The sequence below is a fragment of the Corynebacterium canis genome (assembly GCF_030408595.1).
In the GTDB taxonomy this organism is placed as follows: Bacteria; Actinomycetota; Actinomycetes; order Mycobacteriales; family Mycobacteriaceae; genus Corynebacterium; species Corynebacterium canis.
In genome coordinates this window covers 1,741,189-1,763,917 of sequence record NZ_CP047080.1, presented here as the reverse complement: position 1 = coordinate 1,763,917, position 22,729 = coordinate 1,741,189, and the positions used below count along the sequence as shown (strand labels likewise).

The following is a 22,729-nucleotide window of genomic DNA, read 5'->3' as shown; positions in this document are numbered from 1 at the left end:
TTAAGGTAGCCCGGGTTTCGCAAAAAAGCAAGAGAACCTTTTAAAAAACTTGAGCGCTTTATCCGAAAGTCTATCCGCAAACCGTACTTTGCCATTGAAGATGTGAACTTTCGGAAGCTTCCCCGTGATGGTCATGGGGATGAGGTCCCCGTGATGGTCATGGGGATGAGGAAGGAAGGTTCAAGATGTCTGTACAGATCCCTCCGGTAGATCCGGACCGGACGTTTACTGCGGAGCAGCGCCGGGAGATCGTGTTGGCCCATGCGGAGACCAAGCATGGTCTGAAGGGAGAGTTCCTCCGGGCGGCCGGGGTGACGCCGAGGCAGTTGTATTTGTGGCGGCGGCAGCTTGCGGCGGGCACGCTCGACATCGGGTTAACACCGCGAGAAAATATTCCTATGAGTGATGAAAATATCGTGGAGTTTTCTCGGCTGACACAGCGCAATCAGGAGTTGGAGGCGCTTAACGCCGAGCTGGGGGCGGAGCGTGCGAAGCTGGAGACCGAGCGCGCGAAGTGGGAGACTGCGCGCGCGAAGTGGGAAACACGTCACGCCAAATTGGAGGCGCGGATCGCTGAATTGGAAAAGGTGGTTGCGGATAAGGATGCTGCCACCACTGCGCATGCCAAGGCGGTGGAGGCGATGGGAAAAGCTATCGCCGCCATGCAAAAATATACCGATCGTTGATGCGTGGTGGCCGGAAACTTTCCCCAGAGCAGCAAGCCGATTTCGATGAGTTCGTTAAGCTTGAAGACCATATTTTAGAGTTGCTTGCGGCGGCTGGCTATACCCAAAACGCGGCGTTGAAGCTGCTTGGGCTTGCGAAAACAACCCTGTATTACCGGCGGCATCCGCGGCCGAAGAAACCACCACAACACCCAAAGGCCGCGCCGCCGAAAACGATTAGCGCCCCGGAGCGTCAACGTATCGCCGCATTGCTTCGCGACGGTCGTGAGCAGGGATTATCGGTCTATAAAATCTTTTTCAGCCATGTCGATTCCGAGGAGCCCTTGCTCGGCTCATTGCGGACGTTTTACCGCGTGAACAATGAAATCAAAACGGTGCCAGACCCGCTGCGCCACGGCGCGCCACGGGCGCCGCAACCACCACGCATAGTGACCGCGACACGGCCCGGCGAAGTCCTGTGCTGGGATATCACCTGGCTCCCCGGATCCTTTATGACCAAGGGATTTCACCTCTACACCGTGCTGGACTTGCACTCCCGTAAAATCGTCGGCCACACCGTACAACTGCGCCAAGACAAACACATCGCCACCGACCTCATCGCCCAAGTCATCGCCGCCGAGCAGCTCAACCACGCCAAGGTCCGAGTCCTGCACACCGACAACGGTGCTGTCATGACCTCCACCCAAATGCGCCAAATGCTCGACGCTAACGGCGTAGAACTCTCACTCATCCGCCCCGGAGTATCCAACGACAACCCTTTCGAAGAATCCTCCCACCGCACACTCAAACACCACCGCTACGCCTTAACCAGCTACCCCAATATCAAGGCCGCCGCCAACACCATGGCCTCCATCATCGACGCCTACAACAACCACGACCCACACAGCGGCCTCGCCGGATTCACCCCACAACAGGTCTACACCGGCGAATGGAAACCACTACTCAAACACCGCAAAGCAAAGGAAGAAATCTACTACAACACCTACCCCCAACGACGCCCACCACGATCCATGTTCCAACCACCACCAGCCACCGTCGGCATCAAAATCGGAACACCACCACCAACCCCACAAAACCAAGTACAATAAAACCAAGAACAATCAAAGAAGTTCACAACTCAATGGCACGCGGCGAACTCCGATATATTGTGCACTACTAGTACATATGTGCTGAGATTATTATGAGAACCATCTCTGGCAATCAATAGCTAAGCCCCCTGTTTCCAGGAGGCGTTGCGCGTGCTGCGATCTACTTGACCGAGGCCGTCTTGATCTTTACTTCTTCGGCGGGCGCGCCATCCGGTGCCCCGTCCTTTACGCCGGTTTCGGCGATTTTATCCAGGGTTTTCAGGCCTTCCTCATTGATTTGCCCGAAGTAGGTGTAGTCGGTCGGCAGCGGGGAGTCCCCGTAGTTCAGGAAGAACTGCGAACCATTGGTGTCTTTGCCGGCGTTGGCCATGGCGATCGTCCCGCGGCCGTAGTTGACGGTTGCGGATTGCGTGGCGCTGTCGGTCGGGTGTTCGTTGGCAAATTGGAATCCGGGTCCGCCCGATCCGGTGCCGCTCGGGTCGCCGCATTGCAGCACGTGCAGCCCGGAGCTGGTCAGGCGGTGGCAGATCGTGTCATCGTAGTATTTTTCTTTAGCCAAGTGCTCGATGGCGTTCACCGTGCAGGGGGATACGGACCGATCCAGCTTCATGCCGATTTTGCCTGCGCTGGTGTCCAATTCCACCTCCACGGTCCCTTGGGTGGACACGTTTTCCGTCGGCGGTTTGCTTACTTCCCGTGCGGGGTCGCCGGCGTCGTTATAGGTGCAGGTGACGGTTTCGGGCAGCGCGGTGGGCCGTTTTGTGGATACGGGTTCCAGGGCGGTTTCCGCGGGGGAGGTGGTGCTGCTGGAGCTGGCGGTGGTTTCTTCGTCGTCGCTGTTTCCGCTGGTGGTGGCCCACCAGATGCCGCCGACGATTGCCAGGATGACCGCCACGGAAGCGAAAACTACCCCGAGTGGTTTGGTTTTTTCGGCGCGGTCGCGGGACTTTAATTCTCGTTCAAGCTCGCGCAGTGCTTCTGTGCGGCGTTCCTTATTGCTCACCTTGTAAACAGTCCTTATGGTGTTGAGCTCGTTACTTGCAGATTATTGTATTGCCGAGGCTATTGTAGCGGTGGGTTAGGCTCAACCTTTAGGGTGGTCTTCATGGAGATTCAGGGCTTTGCCGCCGGGCCGTTTAAGACTAATTGTTATCTGATTGTCAATGAGGGGCACGTGGTCATCATCGACCCCGGCATGTATTCGGAGGAGCGCATCAGCAAGATTGTCGCTGATCAGGGGCTTGTGGTTGATAAGGTGTTGCTCACGCACGGGCATATCGACCACACGCGTAACGCCGCCGTAGGACGTAAGTTCGGTGTGCCGGTGTTTATTCATGAGGATGACGCCTTTATGATTATGAACCCCGACGTCGGCGTCGCCCCGCACACCGCAATGCTTTTCGACGCCGCGAACATGCCGCCCGTGCAAGACTTACGCTTCTACGGCGACGGCGATGTTATCGATGTGGTGGGTTCGGAATACGCCGTTCGGCATGCGCCGGGGCATTCGCCGGGCAGCGTCATGTTGGAGGGCGACGAGGTCTGTTTCACCGGCGATGTGGTGTTCCAGGGCTCGGTGGGCCGGACGGATATTTTGCATTCGGATCCGGAGGCGATGCGCCGTACGCTGGCGGGACCGGTGTTGGCGTTGCCGGACGCGTTGCATCTGTTGCCAGGTCACGGGCCCGTGACCACGATGCGTGCGGAGCGGGCGCGGAATCCGTATCTGCAGGGTTTGGTCGTATAATCTTCATTCGTGACTACATCCAAGAAGCTGCAATCGTTCACTGCCCCCAAGGGGGTGCCGGACTATGTGCCCCCGGCATCGTCCGAGTTTTTAGCCGTGCGCGATAGGTTCACCGGTCACGCCCATGCCGCAGGCTATGAGCACATCGAATTGCCCATCTTCGAGGATACGGCGCTGTTCGCACGTGGTGTCGGTGAGTCGACGGACGTCGTCAGTAAAGAAATGTATACGTTTGCGGATCGCGGCGAGCGTTCTGTGACTCTGCGCCCCGAGGGGACGGCGGGCGTGATGCGCGCGGTAATCGAACACGGGCTCGACCGTGGGGCGCTCCCCGTCAAGCTCGCGTACTCCGGCCCGTTTTTCCGCTATGAGCGGCCGCAGGCGGGGCGGTACCGGCAATTGCAACAGGTCGGCGTGGAGGCCATCGGTGTGGACGATCCCGCGCTCGATGCGGAGGTGATCGCGCTGGCGGATCGTTGTTTCGCCTCGGTGGGGCTCACCCAATACCGCCTGGAGCTCACCAGTTTGGGCGATGCGACGTGCCGGCCGGCGTACCGCGAGAAGCTGCAGGAATTCCTGTTCGCATTGCCGCTGGATGAGGAAACCCGCCGCCGCGCGGAGATCAACCCGCTGCGCGTGCTGGACGATAAGCGCCCCGCGGTGCGCGAAATGACCGCCGATGCGCCATTGATGCTGGATTACCTGTCCCCGGAGACCCGCGAGCACTTTGAAACCGTCACCGGGTTGCTTACGGATCTCGGCGTGGCCTTTGAGATCAATCCGCGCATGGTGCGTGGTTTGGACTACTACACCAAGACCTGTTTCGAATTTGTGCACGATGGGCTGGGCGCGCAATCCGGCATTGGCGGCGGCGGCCGTTATGACGGTTTGATGTCCCAACTCGGCGGCCAGGACCTTTCCGGCATCGGGTTCGGCCTCGGCGTGGATCGCACATTGCTGGCGATGCAGGCGGAGGGGGTTTCGGCAAGCGCGGGTCGCCGGGTGGACGTGTACGGCGTGGCCTTGGGCGCGGCAGCCAAGCGCGAGATGGTGCGCCTGGTGGATCAATTGCGTGCCGCTTCCGTCTCGGCGGATATGTCCTATGGCGACCGCGGCTTAAAGGGCGCCATGAAGGGCGCGGACCGGGCGGGCGCGCAATTCGCACTGGTGCTCGGTGACCGCGAGCTGGAGGCCGGCGAGGTCGCGGTGAAAGACCTGCAGGCGCACGAGCAAACCACCGTCGCGCTGGCGGATGTGGTGCGCCACCTGCAGGCGCGCCTGGAGCGCGGCTAAAACTCCCTAGAAGTCCAGGGCCTGGACCAATTTGGGCAGTTCGGAGCGATCGATCACGCGCAGCGGGTATTGCTTCGGGCTGCCTTTCGGCGTGATGATGATCGCGCGCGGCAGCAGGCCGGAATGCCCGGGGTCCGTGAAGTGGTGGATCGCGGTGGCGGCGCTGATATCCGCGCGCGAGAAATAGGCCATATCGGCGGGGGATACGTAGGGGGCGAGGTCGCCAACGGAATGCGCGTCGAGGCGGCCATCGTCCTCTAGGTCCTCGGCCACCCAGCGCACGATCATATCCGTGGTCAGCAGGAAGATAAAGCTCTTGGCGTACACGGGGAGCACGGACAGGCTTTCGCCGTGGAGCAATTTCAGTGCGTCGTGGATGGTGGTCGCCAGGGTGACCACGTCGGGGGAGCGTTCACCGAGCACGGCCAGCGCGGTCGGGGGTTGGGTGATCAGGTCCCGCAGCGCCTCGATCTCCGTTACCGTGTGTTCGAATGGTTCGGCGATCGGACGGCCCTCGTGGTAGGTGCCGTGGCTGATGGCGTTGCGCAGGTCCGCAAAGGCGAACAGGGCATCGGCCTGAGGTTGGGGGAGCGCCTGCTCCCGCATTGCGATCCGGACTAGCGTTCGAAATCCTTCCGCATTGCGGCTGCCGTAATTGCGGCGGAGGTATTGCTCAATGTCGTTAAAAGCGGCGATAAAAGCAGTAGCTCGATTCATGCCTTTCAGCGTAGCTGCGGGCCGTGCTTGAGGCCGGTGAGATAGAGATCCACGAGCTCAGTGGTGATATTCGGGCGAATCGTGAGCACCCCCGGCACCGGCGGCCGCGCCACCACCAGCAACCCCACGATAAAGGTCTCGTGGCTCACGTCGCCCGCGACGAGCCGGTGGCGTTTCGCGGCGTCGATAATCGCCTCGCCGTTGTGGGAAGCGCGCGCCCGCAGCTCGGCGAGTTCGCACGGGAGTTCGTTGAGGTTATCGGGCGCGAAGGCGGCGGCGAGCGGGCCCACGCCGAGGGTGATAAACGCGTCCACATAGCGGAACCAGTGGCGTTCCGGCGCGGCGTCGATACCCGCCAGCACCTCCTCTTGCAGCGCAAGAACCTGCTCGAACATGTGTATGGCGCAGGCGTGGATCAGGGCCGCGCGGTCGGGGAAATTGCGGTAGAGCGTGGCAATGCCCACCCCGGCGTGTTCGGCAATGTTTTCGAGCGGCGCATTGTCCGGCTGGGTGCGAAAAATCTCGCAAGCGGCCTCGATGATGCGCTGGCGGCGGGCGCGGGCGTCGGAACGCACTGGGGCTCCTTTCGTGCGGCGTGCACCCCCATAATAACCGATAGTCCAGCCTCCATATCCGCTCGGTGTGGGAAAATGCAATACCATGAACCGCGAGCAGATCACCGCCCTCTTGCACCGTGCCGACAACGTCCTCGCGCAGGCCGCGGAAGCCCGCGACGTTTGGGACAGGCTGTATCAGACGCCGGTGACAGTCGCGGAGCACCCCTGTCTAGGGGCGGCGCACGTCTTGCCGCCAGGGGTGGTGCACTGGCACGACGTGTACCTGCACGCGGAGATGGCGCACCACACGGGCGTGGAGGACGCGCTGCAATCCTTCGCCGAATATTCCCGACAGGTGGCGGCGTTGCGCCCGAAGGCAGCGCAGGCCACCGCCGGGTTATTCAAGCGTATGTTCGGCATGGCGAACGTCGCCGAAGGGCATTCCGCAGCCGCCGAATTAGCCGCGCTTCTCGACGCCCCGGCGGGCCAGCGCGTGCAGCCCATCCTCGAGGCCGCACGTCAAGCGCTCAGCTATTCGAATGTACAAACGACGGGCTACCCGGAGCTATACACTGCCTTTGCGGCGCGCAGCCTGGCCCAGGCATTAGGTTTGCGGGCGGCCACGGAAGAATCCCTAGATACCGTGACCGTGGCGGGGTTGCGGGCGTTGGCCCGGGACGTGATGCAACACCCCGATTCGGAGCTGCGGTTGCGCGTCGAAGCGGAGATCGCCCTGCGGGAGCTCACCGAGCAGCGGGTCACGGAATTGCTTGCGGGCATGCCGGTTGACATGCTGAAACAAGCCACGAAAGGGCAATTGCGCTTCGCCGGATTGGACACCATCAATGTGGCCACCGTGGCGGATGTGCTTACCGTGCCCATGAGCACGCTGACCGCCGTGCGGGGGATCGGGGAGCAGACCGCGCGCCGCATGAAGGCTGCCGCCCAGACCCTGTTGAACGAGGCGAAATCCGAAAACTCCACGCGCATCGGCGATGTGCCTTCCGCGCCGGCGATGAGCCTGGTGCGGGTGCTGTATCGCTTCGGTCAATTGGTCGAACTTGACCCCGCGGAGCGGGCGCGCAAGCGGCGTATTATCGAATACGCTCAGGCCTTGCCGGACGTCACGCCCGGCCCGGACCCATGGCGGGTGATGGTGCCGCAAGGCGATACTACGTTCCAAACCTTCCTCGATGATGCGGCCTGGGCGCTGGCCAGCCCGGGGTTGTTCCAACCGCGCAATGTGGTGGATATCGGCGATGGCGCCTGGGAAGATTACCTGCAGCGCCCCGCGCACTATCAGGGTTTGCTGACCACCCTGCTCGGCCTGGATATCGAGGTTTCCGATGATCTGCTCGATACCAGCATCATCGAACAAATCCGCGCATTGCGCCTGGATGCCTCGCTGCTGCGGGAATTGCACCTGCGCGGCTACCAATCCTTTGGCGCGCGCTTCGCCCTGGTGCAAAAGAAGACCATTTTGGGCGACGAGATGGGCCTGGGGAAAACCATGCAGGCCATTGCGATGCTGGCGCACCTGCACGCCAAGGGCACCTCGCACAGCGTGGTGGTGTGCCCGGCGTCCTTGGTGGTCAATTGGGTCCGCGAGCTGCGGGCGTTTAGCACCTTGCCGGTGCACGTTGCGCACGGGGTTGCTAAGCAGGATGCGCTGGGGGCGTGGCAGTCCCACGGCGGCGTATTGATATGTACGTACGATGGCGCCCGCACCTTGGAGTTCGCCCCGCCGCCGCAGGTGATCGTTGCCGACGAGGCGCATTACCTGAAGAACCCGCGCACGCGCCGCAGTGTCGCGGTGTCCGAATTGATCTCCGCCGCCACGCATGCGCTGCTGCTTACGGGCACGCCGCTGGAAAACCGGGTTTCGGAGTTTTTGACCCTGGTGGGTTACCTGCAGCCGGACCTTGTTCCCAGCAATACCGGCAGCGCGTTGGGGGTGCGGCGCGCCATCGCGCCAGCGTATTTGCGCCGAAATCAAGCCGACGTCCTTGATGAATTGCCCGAGCGGCTGGAGCATATCGACTGGGTGGAGCTCAACGAGGACGATCGCGAACACTACCTCGCAGCCGTGCGCAGCGGCAATTGGATGGAGATCCGCCGCGCCCCGATGCTTACCCCGAACGCGGAGCCCGCAAAGCTGGAACGCATCCGCACCATCGTGGAACACGCGACCGAAAACGGGGACCGGGTCTTGCTGTTTTCCTATTTCCTCCCGGTGCTGGAACGTCTCGCCGATACGTTCGGGGACCGCGTGGTGGGTACCATCACCGGCCAGGTCGCGCCCGCCGCCCGCCAGGAGCTGGTCGACGCGCTGGCCACCGCCGCGCCGGGCAGCCTGCTGCTGGCGCAGATCACCGCCGCCGGGGTGGGTCTAAACATTCAGGCCGCCGCCGTGGTGATTTTGGTGGAGCCGCAGGTAAAGCCCACGCTTGAGGATCAAGCCGTGGCCCGCGCCCACCGCATGGGCCAAACCCGCGTGGTGCAGGTCCACCGGCTGGTCGCCGACGATACCGCTGACGAACGCATGCTCGAGATGCTGGCCACCAAACGTAGCATCTTCGACGCCTACGCCCGCCCGAGCGAATCCGCCAAAGTTGATGACGCCGTGGACATTACGGAAGGGGAGTTGGCGGCCAAGATTATCGCCGCGGAGCGCGCGCGTTGGCATATGGACGCCTAAGCTTCACCTCAGCGCGCCACTTCGGGGTAGCAATTCTTCTGTCGCAGATTGGTAACTATTCTGTGTTGCAATACCGCGTTTTCGGGTAAGGTTCTCGTTTCGCTCTTACTCTTGTGTTTGGCGTTCTTTCACCTATGACGAGGAAATGTTATGAATGTAGCCCGTACGGTGGCGGCAATTGCAGCGTCGATTGGCCTGGGGACTTTGCTCGCCCCACCAACCGTAACGGCACAACCAACCATGGACCCGACGGTCGTCGTAGTGGACGCTTCGGCCCGCATGATGGACACTGACGCCGAGGGGCGCACCCGCATAGACACCGTGAAAACCGCCGTACAGGAGTTTCTCGACGCCGCGCCAGCCCACGCAAACCTCAATATGGTCGCCGTAGGCACGGGCACGGGCCCCGGCGAGGAGGAACGCGAAACGGGCTGCCAGGACATCTCCGTGCTGGGCCACCACGGGGAGCAATCCGTGGCGGATATGAAACGAGCGGTAAATACCTTGGCCCCGCGCGGCTACGCGCCATTGGGGGCCGCGATGACACGGGCGCAAGAGCTATTGCCGGACAGCGGTAAGCGTGCCGTGGTGCTGGTAGCGGGCGGCGTCGATACGTGCGCTCCTCCTCCGGCGTGCGAGGTGGCGCAACACATCAACGCGGAATACGGCGGCGACCTCGTGGTACACACCATAGGCTTCATGGTTGACGACGCCGCGCGGGACGAACTCACCTGCATCGCCCAGGCCACCGAAGGCACCTACGCAGACGCCAATACCGAGGATGCATTGCGAACCACCCTAGGAAAAATGACCACCCGGGTGGATCAAGGCAGCTACCAATACCCCGCCGAAATCGTCCACTTTGGCAAAAACAGGGAAGAAGCCCCGGAAGTGAAACTGGGCACCCTGGAACGGCCGCATCGGATGACAGCGCGCACGCTGAGGGAATCCGAAGAAGAAGACAACCACAACGTGTTGAAGCTGCGCATCCCGCGCGGGCATCGAATCCACATTGGGTTTACGGCCGTGCCCAAGGGCGGAAGCGGTGCCGGCGGCGGGGTGGTCTTCTCCCCAACGCTGCAATACGAACAAGACAACCTGCTGGTGGATTGCCCCAGCAACAGCGGATCTGGGCGCGGAAACTTTATGGACACCACCGCGCCCATCGCCGGGTTTTTGGTGGGGGAGCACTATGACGAGGATTCCCCCTGCTACGACACGGACGTCTACCTGGATATCGGCATGATGCGCTCCAACGAGTTCCACGACTTCGTGGACCTTGATATGACGCTGGCGGCGGTGCCGGAGCCCGAAAACCTTGGCGACGACTTCAATTCCGTGGCCTCCCAGGCGCGCCAAGAGCAGGACTTCAGCGTGCTCTCCTCCGAGGAAAACGTGGTGGCCGTGCCGCCCGCCACGCAGCCTGACGGGGCGCACGATCTTGTGGGTACTACCTATGGGGAAATCGCGGAGGGCCAGACCCATTTCTATGCGGTGCCGATTAGCTGGGGCCAGGCACTCGACGGTACGTTCGAGGTGTTGCGCTCGCAGGAGGAATCCCCGGAGGAGGTGGCTGGGGTTGAGCCTGGTGTTGAGCCTGGGGCGGAGGCGGAGCTCGATGGTGGTGTGGAGGCTGGGGCGGAGGCGGAGCTCGATGGTGGTGTGGAGCCTGGGGCGGGTGCCGATGCTGCGTTTTCCGCGCGCGCGATCGAAATCCAAGCGCTGAATCCACTCGGGCAGCCGCAGGAGATCATTGGGCACAGGGAAATCGACCTAGCCAAGATCGCCGAGCCCGCCACCTTTGGCACCATGTACCCCGTGTCCTACGCCAATGTGGATGCGAACGATACCAGCGCCCAATCGTTTTGGATGGGCGGCAAACAATACGTGGCGCTGAGCTACATCAATATCGCCGGCAATATCGCGGACGACGCCCCCGCCGCGCCGACCGTGAAATACCGGCTGACCCTGAAACCTCACGGCAAGGAAGTGGTCGGGCCAAAGTTCAATACGGTGGCAACCACCGAGGCCCTGACAAACGGGAAGCAAAAAGGGTCGCGTCAACCCACCAACGCCTCCCCGGTGGCACGCACGACCGGTGCCAGCCCCGCGCTAAAGATCGTCGGTGGTGGGGTGGCTGCCTCGGCGGTGCTGATTACCGCCGTGATCGTGCTGATCAAAACCCGAAAGAGTTAGCGCCGCGCGGGTTGCGACTCAACCGGCCTGGGTATCAGCGGCCGCATCCCGAATTTCTCCCGTAGAATTTGAACTTTTTCGAACTATCAGGCCCTGTCAAATCTGCCTCAGGCAGATCTAACGCGGCGGGTTCGGCGTCCTGCGGAAACACCGTCCCTAGCGTCTCGGCGTGTCGAATCTGCCTGAACGCGGAAAATCGTCGGCGGATTTCGGCCACTCCAAATCACACCGCCGATGGGTTGTGCGCAACCGCCGAGGTCACCGATTGGTTGTGCGCAACCGCCGACCTGGGCTGGTCTTTCTATTCTTCATTCGGGGACCTTACGAAGAAATTCCGGACGAATCTGGCCCAAAAACGCCGCAGCTCGTCTTTCCATTCTTCGTTGAGGTGCCCAAAGAAGAAATTCCGGACGATCGCAGGTCAACGGCTGCACACAACCTATCCCGAGCCACACACAACCTATCGGCAGGCAGAAGCTGGCGGAGCTTCCCAGACGATCAGGGTCAAATTATCCCGAACCATCGGCCTCGCCACATCTGCCTCAGGCAGATCTAACGCGCCCGTGTTGCGTTCCTGCGGAAATACCGTCCCGAGCACCCCGGCGTGTCGGATCTGCCTGAGCGCGGAAACCCATTAGCCGATTTCGGCCCCCAAGCCACCCCAGCGGCACTAGGTTGTGCACCACCGCCGAGGTCGTCGATGTGTTGTGTGCAACCGCCGACCTGGGCTCGTCTTTCTATTCTTCATTCGGGGGTCTTACGAAGAAATTCCGGACGAATCTGGCCCAAAAACGCCGCAGCTCGTCTTTCCATTCTTCGTTGAGCACCTCAATGAAGAAATTCCGGACCATCGCAGGTCAGCGGCTGCACACAATCTATCCCGAGCCGCACACAACCTATAGGCAAGCAGAAGCTGGCGGAGCTTCCCTGACACAAGGCACCCACACGACGAGGCTAGAACTTTCGCGAAATAAACCCGTCACCTAGTCCTGCTTCAGGCAGATCCGACACGGCAAGTTCACCCGTCCTGCGGAAACTCCACCACGCGTGCACCGCCGTGATCGCGCTGATCAGAACCCGCAAGTGTTAGCGGTATACGCCGCGCTGCAGGGTGTCGCAGGAGGACATTTTGCCGGTTTGGTACCCGGCTTTAAATGATTCGGCGCGTTGCTCGGAGGATCCGTGGGTCCATGTGTCGGGCCGTACTTCGCCGCCGGAGCGTTGCTGGATATTGTCGTCACCGACGGCCTGGGCGGCCACGATGGCGCTTTGGATTTCTTCTTGGCTGAGTTGTTTCAGCCAGGCGTTTTCGCCTTCGTCGGCGTGGTGCGCCCACACTCCGGCGTAGCAGTCGGCTTGCAGTTCGATCTTTACGGCGTTGGAGTCTGCGCCGGGTTCGTTGTAGTTGCTTAAGCTGAGTGTGCCTTCCAGCTTCTGCAAGTGGTGACCAAATTCGTGTGCGACGATGTATTGCTGCGCGAATGGCGTGTTTTTCGCCCCCAATTGCCCGAGCTGGTCGAAGAAGGAAAGGTCGAAATACACCGTTTCATCTCGTGGGCAATAGAAGGGCCCCGTGGCGGCGGAGGCGCGCCCGCAGCCGGAGTTGGTCGCGCCGTCGAACATGACCACTTGCGGCAGTGTGTAATCGAGGTTTGCTTGCGCGGGTAGTTCCTTTTGCCACACCGCATCCAGCGATTGCGCGGTGAAGTCGATGCGGCAGTCTACGTGGGCGTTTCCGTCCGCGCCGGTCTTGCAGTGCTCCAGGCCGGTTTTGCCTTCTTGGCCGGGGAGCGCCGGCTGCTCTTGCTGGGTTTGTTGCCCGAGCATTTCATTGAGTTGTTCGGGGTTGCCGCCCATGAGCACGTAGAGGGCTACTAAGACGAGTGTGCCAATTCCGCCGCCGATGGCTACGGGTGTGCCGCGGCCTCGTTTTTGTGCGCGGGGGCCGGAACTGGTGACGTCATCGCGAAAGGTCATGGCCGTATTATCGCATATGTTAATTAGGAAATCGTGGGGCTGCACGCTAAGAATGTTGATAAATCCCGCATGACGTCGATCAGCACAGGTATACGCTTTTTGTCATGCTAGGGGTGGGGTGGCGCGGCTTGCGTTAAGGTAACCGGGTAGGATCGTGCGGAGAGTTTTTCATATTCCCTTTCACGGAAGGATCCAACGAACGTGCTGCGCACTCATTTAGCGGGCGATCTGCGTGCGGAAACCGCAGGCGAAACCGTCACGCTGACCGGCTGGGTTTCCCGCCGACGTGACCATGGTGGCGTTATCTTTATTGATTTGCGTGACCGCTCCGGTATCGCCCAGGTTGTGTTCCGTAATAATGAGGTGGCGGAGCGCGCGCATCATTTGCGCAGTGAGTTCTGCATCAGGGTCACGGGTGTGGTGGAGATTCGCCCGGAGGGTTCGGAGAATCCGAATTTGGCGTCTGGTGCCGTGGAGGTGAACGTAGCGGCGCTTGAGGTGTTGAATGAGTCCGCACCGTTGCCGTTCCAGATTGATGACGCCGCTGCGGGCGGCGAAGTGGGCGAGGAAACGCGCCTCAAGTACCGCTACCTTGATTTACGACGCACCGCGCAAGGCAACGCTTTGCGGTTGCGTTCGGCGGTGAACCGGGCCGCGCGCCAGGTCTTGGATTCTCACGATTTTATTGAGATTGAGACCCCGACGTTGACGCGTTCCACCCCGGAGGGTGCTCGTGATTTCTTGGTTCCGGCGCGGTTGAAGCCGGGCACGTTTTATGCGTTGCCGCAGTCTCCGCAGTTGTTTAAGCAGCTGTTGATGGTGGGTGGCATGGAGCGCTACTACCAGATTGCCCGTTGTTATCGTGATGAGGATTTCCGGGCGGATCGCCAGCCGGAGTTCACCCAGTTGGATATTGAGATGAGCTTCGTGGATCAGGACGATGTGATCGCCCTGGCCGAGGAGATTTTGGTGGCGTTGTGGAAGCTGATTGGCTTTGATATTTCCACGCCGATCCCGCGCATGACCTATAACGAGGCGATGCGTTTGTACGGTTCGGATAAGCCGGATTTGCGTTTTGATATTCAGATCACCGAGTGCACTGAGTTTTTTGCCAATACGTCGTTCCGCGTGTTCCAAAACGAGTATGTTGGTGCGGTTGTGATGGAGGGTGGTGCCTCTCAGCCGCGTCGTCAATTGGATGCGTGGCAGGAGTGGGCGAAGCAGCGCGGCGCGAAGGGTTTGGCGTATATCCTCGTGGGCGAAGATGGCGAGCTGTCCGGCCCGGTGGCCAAGAATATTACGGAGTCCGAGCGCGCGGGCATTGCCGCTCATGTGGGCGCGAAGCCGGGGGATTGCATTTTCTTTGCCGCCGGTGAGACGAAGAGTGCGCGTGCGTTGTTGGGCGCGGCGCGCGGCGAGATTGCCGCCAAGCTTGGCTTGATCAAGGACGGGGATTGGGCGTTTACGTGGATTGTCGACGCCCCGCTGTTCGAGCCTTCTGCGGACGCTAAGGCTTCCGGCGACGTGGCGTTGGGCCATTCTGCGTGGACCGCTGTGCACCATGCGTTCACTTCGCCGAAGCCGGAATGCCTGGACACTTTTGACCAGGATCCGGGCGGCGCGTTGGCTTACGCGTATGACATTGTGTGCAATGGCAATGAGATCGGTGGCGGTTCGATTCGTATTCACCGCCGCGATGTGCAGGAACGTGTGTTCAAGGTTATGGGCATTACGGAGCAGGAGGCGCAGGATAAGTTTGGCTTCCTGTTGGATGCGTTCGCTTTTGGCGCGCCCCCGCACGGCGGCATTGCCTTTGGGTGGGATCGGATTGTGTCCCTGCTTGGCGGGTTCGATTCGATTCGCGATGTGATTGCGTTCCCGAAGTCGGGTGGCGGTGTGGATCCGTTGACTGACGCCCCGGCTGCGATCACACCTGAGCAGCGCAAGGAAACGGGCATCGATGCCAAGCCCGCCAAAAAGAAGGCAGAGTCCTAACCTCGTCCCAGGAGCCGCTGTTCAATGCGCACCCTTCAAGAAATCATCACTGTCGCCGAAGAGTTGTTGGCGCAACGCTTCGGCGGCACCCAGGTGTTGCAGGAATGCGAACAACTGGGAGGGTCTGGTACCGCTACCGTGTTGCGTGCGCGGGTGGCGCCCTCGCCGTTGTTGCAACAACGCTCAGTGGTGATCAAATACGTCCCGGCAACGGGAGATCGCATCGATGATGCCGCGCTGATCCGGGAGGTGGTGTCTTACCAATTCACCACCTCGTTGCCGGAGGATGTGCGGCCTGGGCCGATCCTGTTGGCCTACGATATCGATCGCCGCATGATGGTTATTTCCGATTCCGGCGACGGGGAGACGTTCGCCGAATTGTTGGAAGATGGCGATCGGCAGCGGCGGCTGCATGTGTTGCGGACTCTTGGCCAAGCCATTGGGAAGATGCATGCCGGCACTGCTCACCGCGAGCCCCATTTTGATATTTTGTTGAATCGGATGCTGGGCAGGTACCCCTCCTCGGCGGATGTTCACGAGCTCCGCGACACCACGCTCACCAGTTCGATTGGCAGGGGAGTTACCCTGCTGGAATCCGCGGGCATACGCATCCCGGATGTGGTGCATGCTTTTGCGCGGGACGCGCAACGCAGGCTTGCCTCCGGCCAGCATCGTGCCTTTACCCCGTTCGACTTGTCGCCGGATAATGTGCTGCTGGCGGATCGTACGCAATTCTTGGATTACGAGTGGGCCGGTTTCCGCGATGCCACCTTCGATGTGGCGTGCGTGGTGGCGGGCTTTCCGCAGTATTTGTCCTCGCGCCCGATTTCGGACGAGGAAGCCGATGTGTTTATTGATGCGTGGGTGCGGGAAGTATCCGCGATGTGGCCGAACGTGAAGAATCACGTGCGCTTGCAGGCCCGCATCGTTACCGCATTGATCGGTTGGGCCCTCGGCAGCGTCGCATACGTGTACTACGGTTCGATGAGCCAGGCGGTCGCCGGCGCGGTGGCTGGTCCCAGCGCGGAGGAAACCGCCTTGGTCACCGCGCAGTTAGAAGAAGATTTCGACGTGCTTGGTGCCGTTTTGCGGCACGCGGAAGACGCTCGCCGCGATCTGCTGGAAACCTTCGAAGCGCTCGCCCGCTTTGCGGCTCGGGGTGCGGATTCGAGATTCCCGATCGTGGAGGAGTTCGCGCTCGCGGTGGTGGATAGGCTTTCACAGCAGTGACGCAGGATTCCCTGTTTCCTGATGAAAAGCCGCAGGCAGCCGATTATTTCCACCCCGGCGCGCACGCCCCATTGGCGGCCCGGATGCGGCCGCGCACCCTGGATGAGGTGGTGGGGCAGCAGCACCTGTTGGGGCCGGGCACCCCGCTGCGGCGGCTGATCGAGGGGCGTGGGGAAGCCTCCGTGATTTTGTATGGTCCGCCGGGCACCGGCAAGACCACCATCGCCTCGCTAATGAGTTCGGATACTGAGGATCGTTTCGTCGCGCTGTCCGCCCTGGATTCCGGGGTGAAAGAGGTGCGCGCGGTGATCGACCGCGCCCGCCGCGAACTCGTGCACGGGCACCGCACCGTCCTATTTATCGATGAGGTGCACAGGTTTTCTAAAACCCAGCAGGACGCGTTGCTGGCGGCGGTGGAGAATCGCACCGTGTTGCTTGTGGCGGCCACCACGGAAAACCCCTCGTTCTCGGTGGTTTCCCCGCTGCTCTCGCGTTCGCTGCTGCTGCAGCTGCACCCCTTGGACGATGCCGCGGTAACCACGCTGATCAAACGTGCATTGGAGGATCCGCGCGGCCTGGCCGGGCGGATCACCGCCACGCCGGAGGCTATTACGCAATTGGTGGCGCTGTCCGGCGGGGACGCCCGCCGCGCCCTTACCTATATCGAGGCGGCCGCCGAGGCGGTCGAAGACGGGGGCGAACTCACCGTCGATGTGGTGCGCGCCAATGTGAACCGCGCGGTGGCCCGCTACGATCGCGACGGCGACCAGCACTACGACGTCACCAGCGCATTTATTAAGTCCATACGCGGCTCCGATGTGGACGCCGCCCTGCACTACCTCGCTCGCATGATCGAGGCGGGGGAGGACCCGCGCTTTATCGCCCGCAGGCTGGTGATCCACGCCAGCGAGGATATCGGGCTGGCGGACCCCACCGCCCTGCAATCCGCCGTGGCGGCGGCGCAGGCCGTGCAATTGATCGGCATGCCGGAGGCGCGGCTGAACCTGGCGCAGGCCACCATCCACCTGGCCACCGCCCCGAAATCCAATGCCGTGTGCACCGCGATCGATGCCGCGCAGGCCGATGTGCGTGCCGGAAAAATCGGCCCGGTTCCCGCACATTTGCGCGATGGCCACTATGCGGGGGCAAAGCAGTTGGGAAACGCGGTGGGTTACGTATATCCGCACGACGACCCCCGCGGCGTCGTCACGCAGCGGTATCTCCCTGAGGTCTTGGATGATGCCGTGTATTATCAGCCCACCACGCACGGAGCTGAGAAACGTTTGTACGAGTTCTTGGGGAGGCTTCGCAGGATTGTAAGAGGCTCCCGCGCATAGTGATTTATCCCGCACAAGGTAAAGTGAGGCGCTGAAACTGTTGGCTCACTTAAAGCGAGGAATTACTGCCGTGCAGACTCATGAGATCAGGGAGCGCTTTATTCAGCACTTTGTCGACGCTGGGCACCAAGAAGTCCCCAGTGCGTCGCTGATCCTCGACGACCCAAACCTACTGTTTGTCAACGCCGGCATGGTTCCCTTCAAACCATACTTCTTGGGCCAACAAACCCCGCCGTTTCCCAGCGGAACCGCAACTTCCATTCAGAAATGCGTACGCACCCTGGATATTGAAGAGGTGGGCATCACCACCCGGCACAATACCTTCTTCCAAATGGCCGGGAATTTCTCCTTCGGCCAATACTTTAAACGCGGCGCTATCCAGCACGCTTGGAGCCTGCTGACCAACCCCGTCGAGGAGGGCGGCTACGGCCTTGACCCCGAAAAACTCTGGGTTACCGTCTACCTCGACGATGACGAAGCCGCCGAGATTTGGCAGGAGGTGGCGGGGCTGCCCGCCGAACGCATCCAGCGCCTGGGCATGGCCGATAACTACTGGTCCATGGGCGTGCCGGGGCCGTGCGGACCGTGCTCCGAAATCTACTTTGACCGCGGACCCGCCTACGGCAAAGAGGGCGGGCCGATCGTGGACGATTCCCGATACTTAGAAATCTGGAACCTCGTGTTTATGGAAAAGGAGCGCGGGGAAGGTATCGGTAAAGATAACTTTGAGATTCTCGGCGACCTGCCCAAGAAAAACATTGATACCGGGCTCGGTGTTGAGCGCGTGGCCTGCATCCTGCAGGGCGTAGACAACGTGTATGAGACGGATCTGCTGCGCCCCGTGATCGATGAAGCCGAAAAGCTCACCGGCGCCGTGTACGGCAAGGGCGGGCAAAACGATGTCCGTTTCCGCGTGATCGCCGACCATTCCCGCACCGGCATGATGCTGATCCTCGATGGCGTCACCCCGGGCAATGAGGGGCGTGGCTATATCCTGCGCCGCCTGCTGCGCCGCATTATCCGCTCCGCCCGCCTGCTCGGGGCAACTGGGGAAACGATGGGCAAGTTCATGACCACCATTATGGACACCATGACCCCGTCCTACCCGGAGATCGCGGAGCATCGGGAGCGCATCCTGCAGATCGCGGTGACGGAGGAGCAGTCCTTCCTGCGCACCCTGGAATCCGGCACACATTTGTTCGAGGAAGCCGCTGCCTCGGTAAAGGCTGCCGGGGCGTCGACACTCGCCGGTGCGCAAGCCTTCGCGCTGCATGACACGTACGGTTTCCCCATCGACCTGACGCTGGAAATGGCGGCGGAAGCCGGCCTTGACGTGGATCAAGAGGGCTTTAACGCGCTCATGGCGGAGCAGCGTGCGCGCGCCAAGGCGGACAGCCAGGCCAAGAAGCACGGCCACGCGGACCTTTCCATCTACCGCGAGTTTGTGGACGAACACCCGACCGAATTCACCGGTTATTCGGAGCTGGCGGCGGGCGCGAAGGTGCTCGGTTTGCTTGCCAATGGGCAGCGGCTCAGCGAAGTCAGCGCCGGCCAGGACGTCGAGGTAATCCTGGATACCACGCCGATGTACGCGGAGTCCGGCGGCCAGCTCGGCGATCGCGGTTTGATTAGCGCTGACGATACATTGCTGCGCGTCACCGATGTGCAGAAGATTGGCAAGAAATTGTGGGTGCATAAGGCCACCGTGGAGTCCGGCGGGCTCGCCGTGGGTGCCGACGTCGTGGCTACCGTAGACCCCACATGGCGGCACGCGGCGCGGCAGGCACACACCGCAACGCACCTGATCCATGCCGCATTGCGCGAAATCCTTGGGCCGACGGCGGTGCAGGCCGGTTCCATGAATAAACCCGGCTACCTGCGCTTTGACTTCCAATGGTCGCAGGCGCTCACCCCGGACCAAGTGCAGCGCATCGAGGCCGTGACCAATCAGGCCGTGGACCATGACTGGGCTGTCAATACCATCGAAACCACGCTTGATGAGGCGAAGGCGATGGGCGCGATGGCGCTGTTTGGGGAAAACTACGGCGACCAAGTGCGCGTGGTGGAAATCGGCGGGCCGTTCTCCATGGAACTCTGTGGCGGCACGCACGTGAGCCATTCCTCGCAGGTGGGGCCGGTGGCCGTGCTCGGCGAATCCTCCATCGGTTCTGGTGCGCGCCGCATCGAGGCGTACTCCGGGCTGGACTCGTTTGCGTACTTGTCGAGGGAACGCGCGCTTGCCGCCGGGCTGGCCACGGCGCTCAAGGCCCCGTCGGAGGAATTGCCGGATCGGATCGCGGCATTGACGGACAAGCTGAAGGAAGCCGAAAAGGAAATCGCCCAATTGCGGCGCCAGCAACTTCTTGCGCGCAGCTCGGAATATTTGGGTGCGGCCCGCGATATCGACGGTGTGAAGGTGGTTACCGCGAAGTTGCCGGAGGGCACCGCGGCTGGCGACTTGCGCACCATCGCCATGGATCTGAAAGCCCGGTTGGGGAACCAGGCGGGTGTGGTGATTCTGGCGGCACCCGGTGCCGATAACAAGGTGCCGTTTGTGGTGGGTGCAACGAAGGAAGCGGTGGCCCGGGGGGTGGCATCTGGCCACCTTGTGGGCGTGTTTGGCAGCCACGTGGGTGGCCGTGGGGGTGGCAAACCCGATATGGCCCAAGGCTCCGGAAACGACGCCTCCGGCTTAGAGGCCGCTTTTGTTGCGGTGGTCAACGAGTTAGAGAACCTGTAGCCTGCGGCTATGAAGGTTTTCGCTGATACCCCAGGCGCAGATGATCCGGGGCTGGGTCGCCGCCTAGCCCTCGATGTGGGGACGGTAAGGATCGGAGTGGCCGTTTCTGATCGGAACGCCGTGCTGGCAACGCCGGTGGAAACGGTCCGCCGGCTGACCGGTTTTAAGGATCGGGATCAGGGCGATATCGACCGCATCGTGGACTTGGTCAACGAATACGATGCGGTGGAGATCGTGGTCGGATTACCCCGGGATCTTCGCGGCAATGGGTCGAAGAGTGTGCGGCACGCGAAGGATATCGCGTCCCGGGTTCGGCGTCGCACTGGGCTCCCCGTTCGAATGTGTGATGAACGACTCACCACCGCTGTGGCTACCCGAGCTTTGCAGGCGTCCGGCGTAAACTCTCGTAAAGGTCGTAGTGTGGTCGATCAGGCTGCGGCGGTGGAAATCCTACAATCTTGGCTGGATGGAAGGGCTGCATACCTCCGACAGCAGGAAGGCGATAATGAAGCTACGTAAGGAACCAACGTACGCGAAACGCCGCCAGCGCGGTATCGCAATTCTCATTGCTACGTTGATTCTAATCATCAGTGCTGTGGTGTACATCGGGTACATGCGAACCAACCCACCAAGCACCCGTGATTACGTTGGTACGGGCAACGGTGAGCAGGTCACCGTGGAAATACCCGAGGGCTCCAGCATTTCCGAACTCGGCCCCGAATTGGTGAAACTCAACGTTGTTCAAACAAATGGCGCTTTCCAAATTGCGGCTAATAACAACCCCGATGCGGCTAGTGTGAAACCTGGCGTGTACCGGGTGCAAAAGCAAATGAGCGCTGAGTCCGCGGTGGCCGCGCTGCTAGACCCCGCTAATCGGGTGCCCACCCTACATGTACACGGCGGCGCCACGCTGATGGATGTGAAGGTCGTGGGCGGTCAGACAAGGCTGGGTATTTTCCGTCAGATTTCTGATGCAACCTGTGCGGAAGGCAGCACAAATTGCATCCAAACGCAGGAATTGCAGCGCGTGGCCCGCGAAACCCCGGCGGCGCAGCTGGGCGTGCCGGATTGGGCGCTGCCGCAGGTGGAGGCCCGCGGCGCGGATGAAAAGCGCCTGGAGGGCCTGATTTCCCCCGGCGAGTACGTGATTAACCCGGAGGATGATGCGCTTTCGCTGCTCACCCGCCTGGTCACGGATTCCGCGAAGGCGTACAACAAGACCGGCATCGTGGAGCGCGCGCAGGCGATCGGGCTGTCCCCGTACGAGCTGCTTACCGCGGCGTCGCTCATTGAGCGTGAGGCTCCGAGGAACGATTTTGCCAAGGTCGCCCGGGTGATTTTGAACCGCCTGCACAAGCCGATGCGCTTGGAGTTCGACTCCACCGTGAACTACGACGTGGAGGAGCAGGAGGTGGCCACCACCGATGAGGACCGCCAGAAGGTCACCCCGTGGAATACCTACGCCAAGGATGGCCTGCCGGAGACCCCGATCGCGTCGCCGTCGATTGAGGCGATCGAGGCGATGGAGAACCCGGAGCCGGGCGATTGGTTGTTCTTTGTCACGATCGATAAAGACGGCACCACCGTATTCAATAACACGTTCGAGGAGCACCAGGCGGATACCGATCAGGCCATCAACAACGGCGTATTGGATAGCAATCGATGATCCAGCACCGGGCCGCCGTCCTTGGCAAGCCGATTGAGCATTCCCTGTCGCCGGTCCTGCATAATGCCGGATACGCGGCCCTCGGGCTTGCGGATTGGCACTACGAGCGTATCGAATGCGACGCCGAACAACTGCCCGCGGTGGTGGGCGGCGCGTCGTCAAGCTTCGTCGGTTTTTCCGTGACCATGCCGGGCAAGTTTGCCGCGCTGAGCTTTGCCGATACCGCCAGCGACCGGGCCCGCGCCATCGGCAGCGCCAATACATTAGTACGCACCAGCGAAGGTTGGCGTGCCGATAATACCGATTGCGACGGCGTCACCGGGGCGCTCCGGCTTCTCGACGCCCTGACAGGCACAACCGCCGTCGTGGTCGGCGGCGGCGGTACCGCGCGTCCCGCGCTATGGGCGTTAGCCCGGGCCGGGTACCGGAAGATCACGGTGCTCAACCGCACCGATAAAAGCACGGAGCTCGCGCCGCTGGTGCCCGAGGCGGACTTTGCGCTGCTGCCGCTGGATACCGATATCTCCGCGCTCGCGCCGGATGTGGTGGTATCCACCGTGCCCTCGGCGGCGCTGCGCGGCAGGGAAGACGCCCTCGCGCAGGCTCCCGTGCTGGATGTGATCTATGATCCGTGGCCCACGCCGCTGGTGCAGGCGGCGCAGCGGCGCGGGGTGGCGGCCGTGGGCGGTCACGTGATGCTGGCGCACCAGGCTTTCGGGCAATTCGAGCAATTTACCGGGCGGGCCGCGCCGCAGCAGGCTATGCTCAAGGCGTTGGAAGCGGTGGTGCTATAGCCGAGGGG

The 22,729-nt window shown here is 61.6% G+C and carries 17 protein-coding genes; 13 read left to right on the top strand and 4 right to left on the bottom strand.

The window, feature by feature from the left end:
* Nucleotides 1–185 precede the first annotated feature (185 nt).
* Nucleotides 186–686: a transposase gene (locus CCANI_RS07745; protein WP_146325764.1), complete on the top strand. Its 501-nt coding sequence runs from the start codon at nt 186–188 to the stop codon at nt 684–686.
* Nucleotides 686–1,774, top strand: coding sequence for a DDE-type integrase/transposase/recombinase (locus tag CCANI_RS07740; RefSeq protein WP_290210812.1), 1,089 nt, complete (start codon nt 686–688; stop codon nt 1,772–1,774). Before CCANI_RS07745 ends, CCANI_RS07740 begins: the two co-directional genes overlap by 1 nt.
* Before the next feature lie 160 nt (nt 1,775–1,934).
* Here the strand turns inward: CCANI_RS07740 and CCANI_RS07735 are convergent, their stop codons facing one another.
* On the bottom strand, nt 1,935–2,777 hold the full coding sequence (locus CCANI_RS07735; protein ID WP_146324872.1) for a peptidylprolyl isomerase: 843 nt from the start codon (nt 2,775–2,777) through the stop codon (nt 1,935–1,937).
* Between the two features lie 102 nt (nt 2,778–2,879).
* Between CCANI_RS07735 and CCANI_RS07730 the strand changes: the two genes are divergently transcribed.
* Together CCANI_RS07730 and hisS are read left to right on the top strand one after the other, a co-directional pair.
* Nucleotides 2,880–3,521 (top strand): MBL fold metallo-hydrolase, encoded by a 642-nt coding sequence (locus CCANI_RS07730; protein ID WP_186750313.1) that lies wholly within the window; start codon nt 2,880–2,882, stop codon nt 3,519–3,521.
* Between the two features lie 9 nt (nt 3,522–3,530).
* Nucleotides 3,531–4,814: a histidine--tRNA ligase gene (gene hisS / locus CCANI_RS07725; RefSeq protein WP_146324868.1), complete on the top strand. Its 1,284-nt coding sequence runs from the start codon at nt 3,531–3,533 to the stop codon at nt 4,812–4,814.
* A gap of 6 nt (nt 4,815–4,820) precedes the next feature.
* On the opposite strand, the gene CCANI_RS07720 is transcribed toward hisS, so the two are convergent.
* Together CCANI_RS07720 and CCANI_RS07715 are read right to left on the bottom strand one after the other, a co-directional pair.
* Nucleotides 4,821–5,531, bottom strand: a complete 711-nt coding sequence (locus CCANI_RS07720) for a hypothetical protein (RefSeq protein ID WP_146324867.1) — start codon at nt 5,529–5,531, stop codon at nt 4,821–4,823.
* Between the two features lie 5 nt (nt 5,532–5,536).
* Nucleotides 5,537–6,106 (bottom strand): TetR/AcrR family transcriptional regulator, encoded by a 570-nt coding sequence (locus tag CCANI_RS07715; RefSeq protein WP_186750310.1) that lies wholly within the window; start codon nt 6,104–6,106, stop codon nt 5,537–5,539.
* An 85-nt stretch (nt 6,107–6,191) separates the two neighbouring features.
* On the opposite strand from CCANI_RS07715, the gene CCANI_RS07710 reads away from it, so the two are divergent.
* Both CCANI_RS07710 and CCANI_RS07705 read left to right on the top strand, forming a co-directional pair.
* The gene (locus tag CCANI_RS07710; protein ID WP_146324863.1) at nt 6,192–8,786 is read left to right on the top strand and encodes a DEAD/DEAH box helicase; all 2,595 of its coding nucleotides are present in this window, start codon (nt 6,192–6,194) and stop codon (nt 8,784–8,786) included.
* Nucleotides 8,787–8,936: 150 nt separating this feature from the next.
* The gene (locus tag CCANI_RS07705; protein WP_146324862.1) at nt 8,937–10,982 is read left to right on the top strand and encodes a VWA domain-containing protein; all 2,046 of its coding nucleotides are present in this window, start codon (nt 8,937–8,939) and stop codon (nt 10,980–10,982) included.
* 1,086 nt (nt 10,983–12,068) lie between these two features.
* Here CCANI_RS07705 and ypfJ read toward each other — a convergent pair.
* Complete coding sequence (gene ypfJ, locus CCANI_RS07700; RefSeq protein WP_146324860.1) at nt 12,069–12,959, bottom strand: KPN_02809 family neutral zinc metallopeptidase; 891 nt, start codon at nt 12,957–12,959, stop codon at nt 12,069–12,071.
* 201 nt (nt 12,960–13,160) lie between these two features.
* On the opposite strand from ypfJ, the gene aspS reads away from it, so the two are divergent.
* From aspS to CCANI_RS07665, 7 genes are all read left to right on the top strand, one after another.
* Nucleotides 13,161–14,954 (top strand): aspartate--tRNA ligase, encoded by a 1,794-nt coding sequence (gene aspS / locus CCANI_RS07695; RefSeq protein ID WP_146324858.1) that lies wholly within the window; start codon nt 13,161–13,163, stop codon nt 14,952–14,954.
* Nucleotides 14,955–14,978: 24 nt separating this feature from the next.
* On the top strand, nt 14,979–16,184 hold the full coding sequence (locus CCANI_RS07690) for a phosphotransferase (RefSeq protein WP_146324856.1): 1,206 nt from the start codon (nt 14,979–14,981) through the stop codon (nt 16,182–16,184).
* Nucleotides 16,181–17,521: a replication-associated recombination protein A gene (locus CCANI_RS07685; RefSeq protein ID WP_425457353.1), complete on the top strand. Its 1,341-nt coding sequence runs from the start codon at nt 16,181–16,183 to the stop codon at nt 17,519–17,521. Before CCANI_RS07690 ends, CCANI_RS07685 begins: the two co-directional genes overlap by 4 nt.
* Before the next feature lie 70 nt (nt 17,522–17,591).
* Nucleotides 17,592–20,261, top strand: a complete 2,670-nt coding sequence (gene alaS, locus CCANI_RS07680) for an alanine--tRNA ligase (protein WP_146324855.1) — start codon at nt 17,592–17,594, stop codon at nt 20,259–20,261.
* A gap of 9 nt (nt 20,262–20,270) precedes the next feature.
* Nucleotides 20,271–20,780 (top strand): Holliday junction resolvase RuvX, encoded by a 510-nt coding sequence (gene ruvX, locus CCANI_RS07675; RefSeq protein WP_146324853.1) that lies wholly within the window; start codon nt 20,271–20,273, stop codon nt 20,778–20,780.
* Nucleotides 20,767–21,927 carry an endolytic transglycosylase MltG gene (mltG, locus tag CCANI_RS07670; protein WP_146324851.1) on the top strand — a complete coding sequence of 387 codons (1,161 nt, stop codon included), beginning with the start codon at nt 20,767–20,769 and terminating at the stop codon, nt 21,925–21,927. Before ruvX ends, mltG begins: the two co-directional genes overlap by 14 nt.
* Nucleotides 21,924–22,721 (top strand): shikimate dehydrogenase, encoded by a 798-nt coding sequence (locus CCANI_RS07665; protein WP_146324849.1) that lies wholly within the window; start codon nt 21,924–21,926, stop codon nt 22,719–22,721. Before mltG ends, CCANI_RS07665 begins: the two co-directional genes overlap by 4 nt.
* Nucleotides 22,722–22,729 lie beyond the last annotated feature (8 nt).

Bases quoted from the DNA above. Each gene is read 5' to 3' on its own strand.
- CCANI_RS07745 (WP_146325764.1), top strand. From the start codon at position 186: ATGTCTGTACAGATCCCTCCGGTAGATCCGGACCGGACGTTTACTGCG.
- CCANI_RS07740 (WP_290210812.1), top strand. From the start codon at position 686: ATGCGTGGTGGCCGGAAACTTTCCCCAGAGCAGCAAGCCGATTTCGAT.
- CCANI_RS07730 (WP_186750313.1), top strand. From the start codon at position 2,880: ATGGAGATTCAGGGCTTTGCCGCCGGGCCGTTTAAGACTAATTGTTAT.
- CCANI_RS07720 (WP_146324867.1), bottom strand. From the start codon at position 5,531: ATGAATCGAGCTACTGCTTTTATCGCCGCTTTTAACGACATTGAGCAA.
- CCANI_RS07710 (WP_146324863.1), top strand. From the start codon at position 6,192: ATGAACCGCGAGCAGATCACCGCCCTCTTGCACCGTGCCGACAACGTC.
- CCANI_RS07705 (WP_146324862.1), top strand. From the start codon at position 8,937: ATGAATGTAGCCCGTACGGTGGCGGCAATTGCAGCGTCGATTGGCCTG.
- ypfJ (WP_146324860.1), bottom strand. From the start codon at position 12,959: ATGACCTTTCGCGATGACGTCACCAGTTCCGGCCCCCGCGCACAAAAA.
- CCANI_RS07690 (WP_146324856.1), top strand. From the start codon at position 14,979: ATGCGCACCCTTCAAGAAATCATCACTGTCGCCGAAGAGTTGTTGGCG.
- ruvX (WP_146324853.1), top strand. From the start codon at position 20,271: ATGAAGGTTTTCGCTGATACCCCAGGCGCAGATGATCCGGGGCTGGGT.
- mltG (WP_146324851.1), top strand. From the start codon at position 20,767: ATGAAGCTACGTAAGGAACCAACGTACGCGAAACGCCGCCAGCGCGGT.
- CCANI_RS07665 (WP_146324849.1), top strand. From the start codon at position 21,924: ATGATCCAGCACCGGGCCGCCGTCCTTGGCAAGCCGATTGAGCATTCC.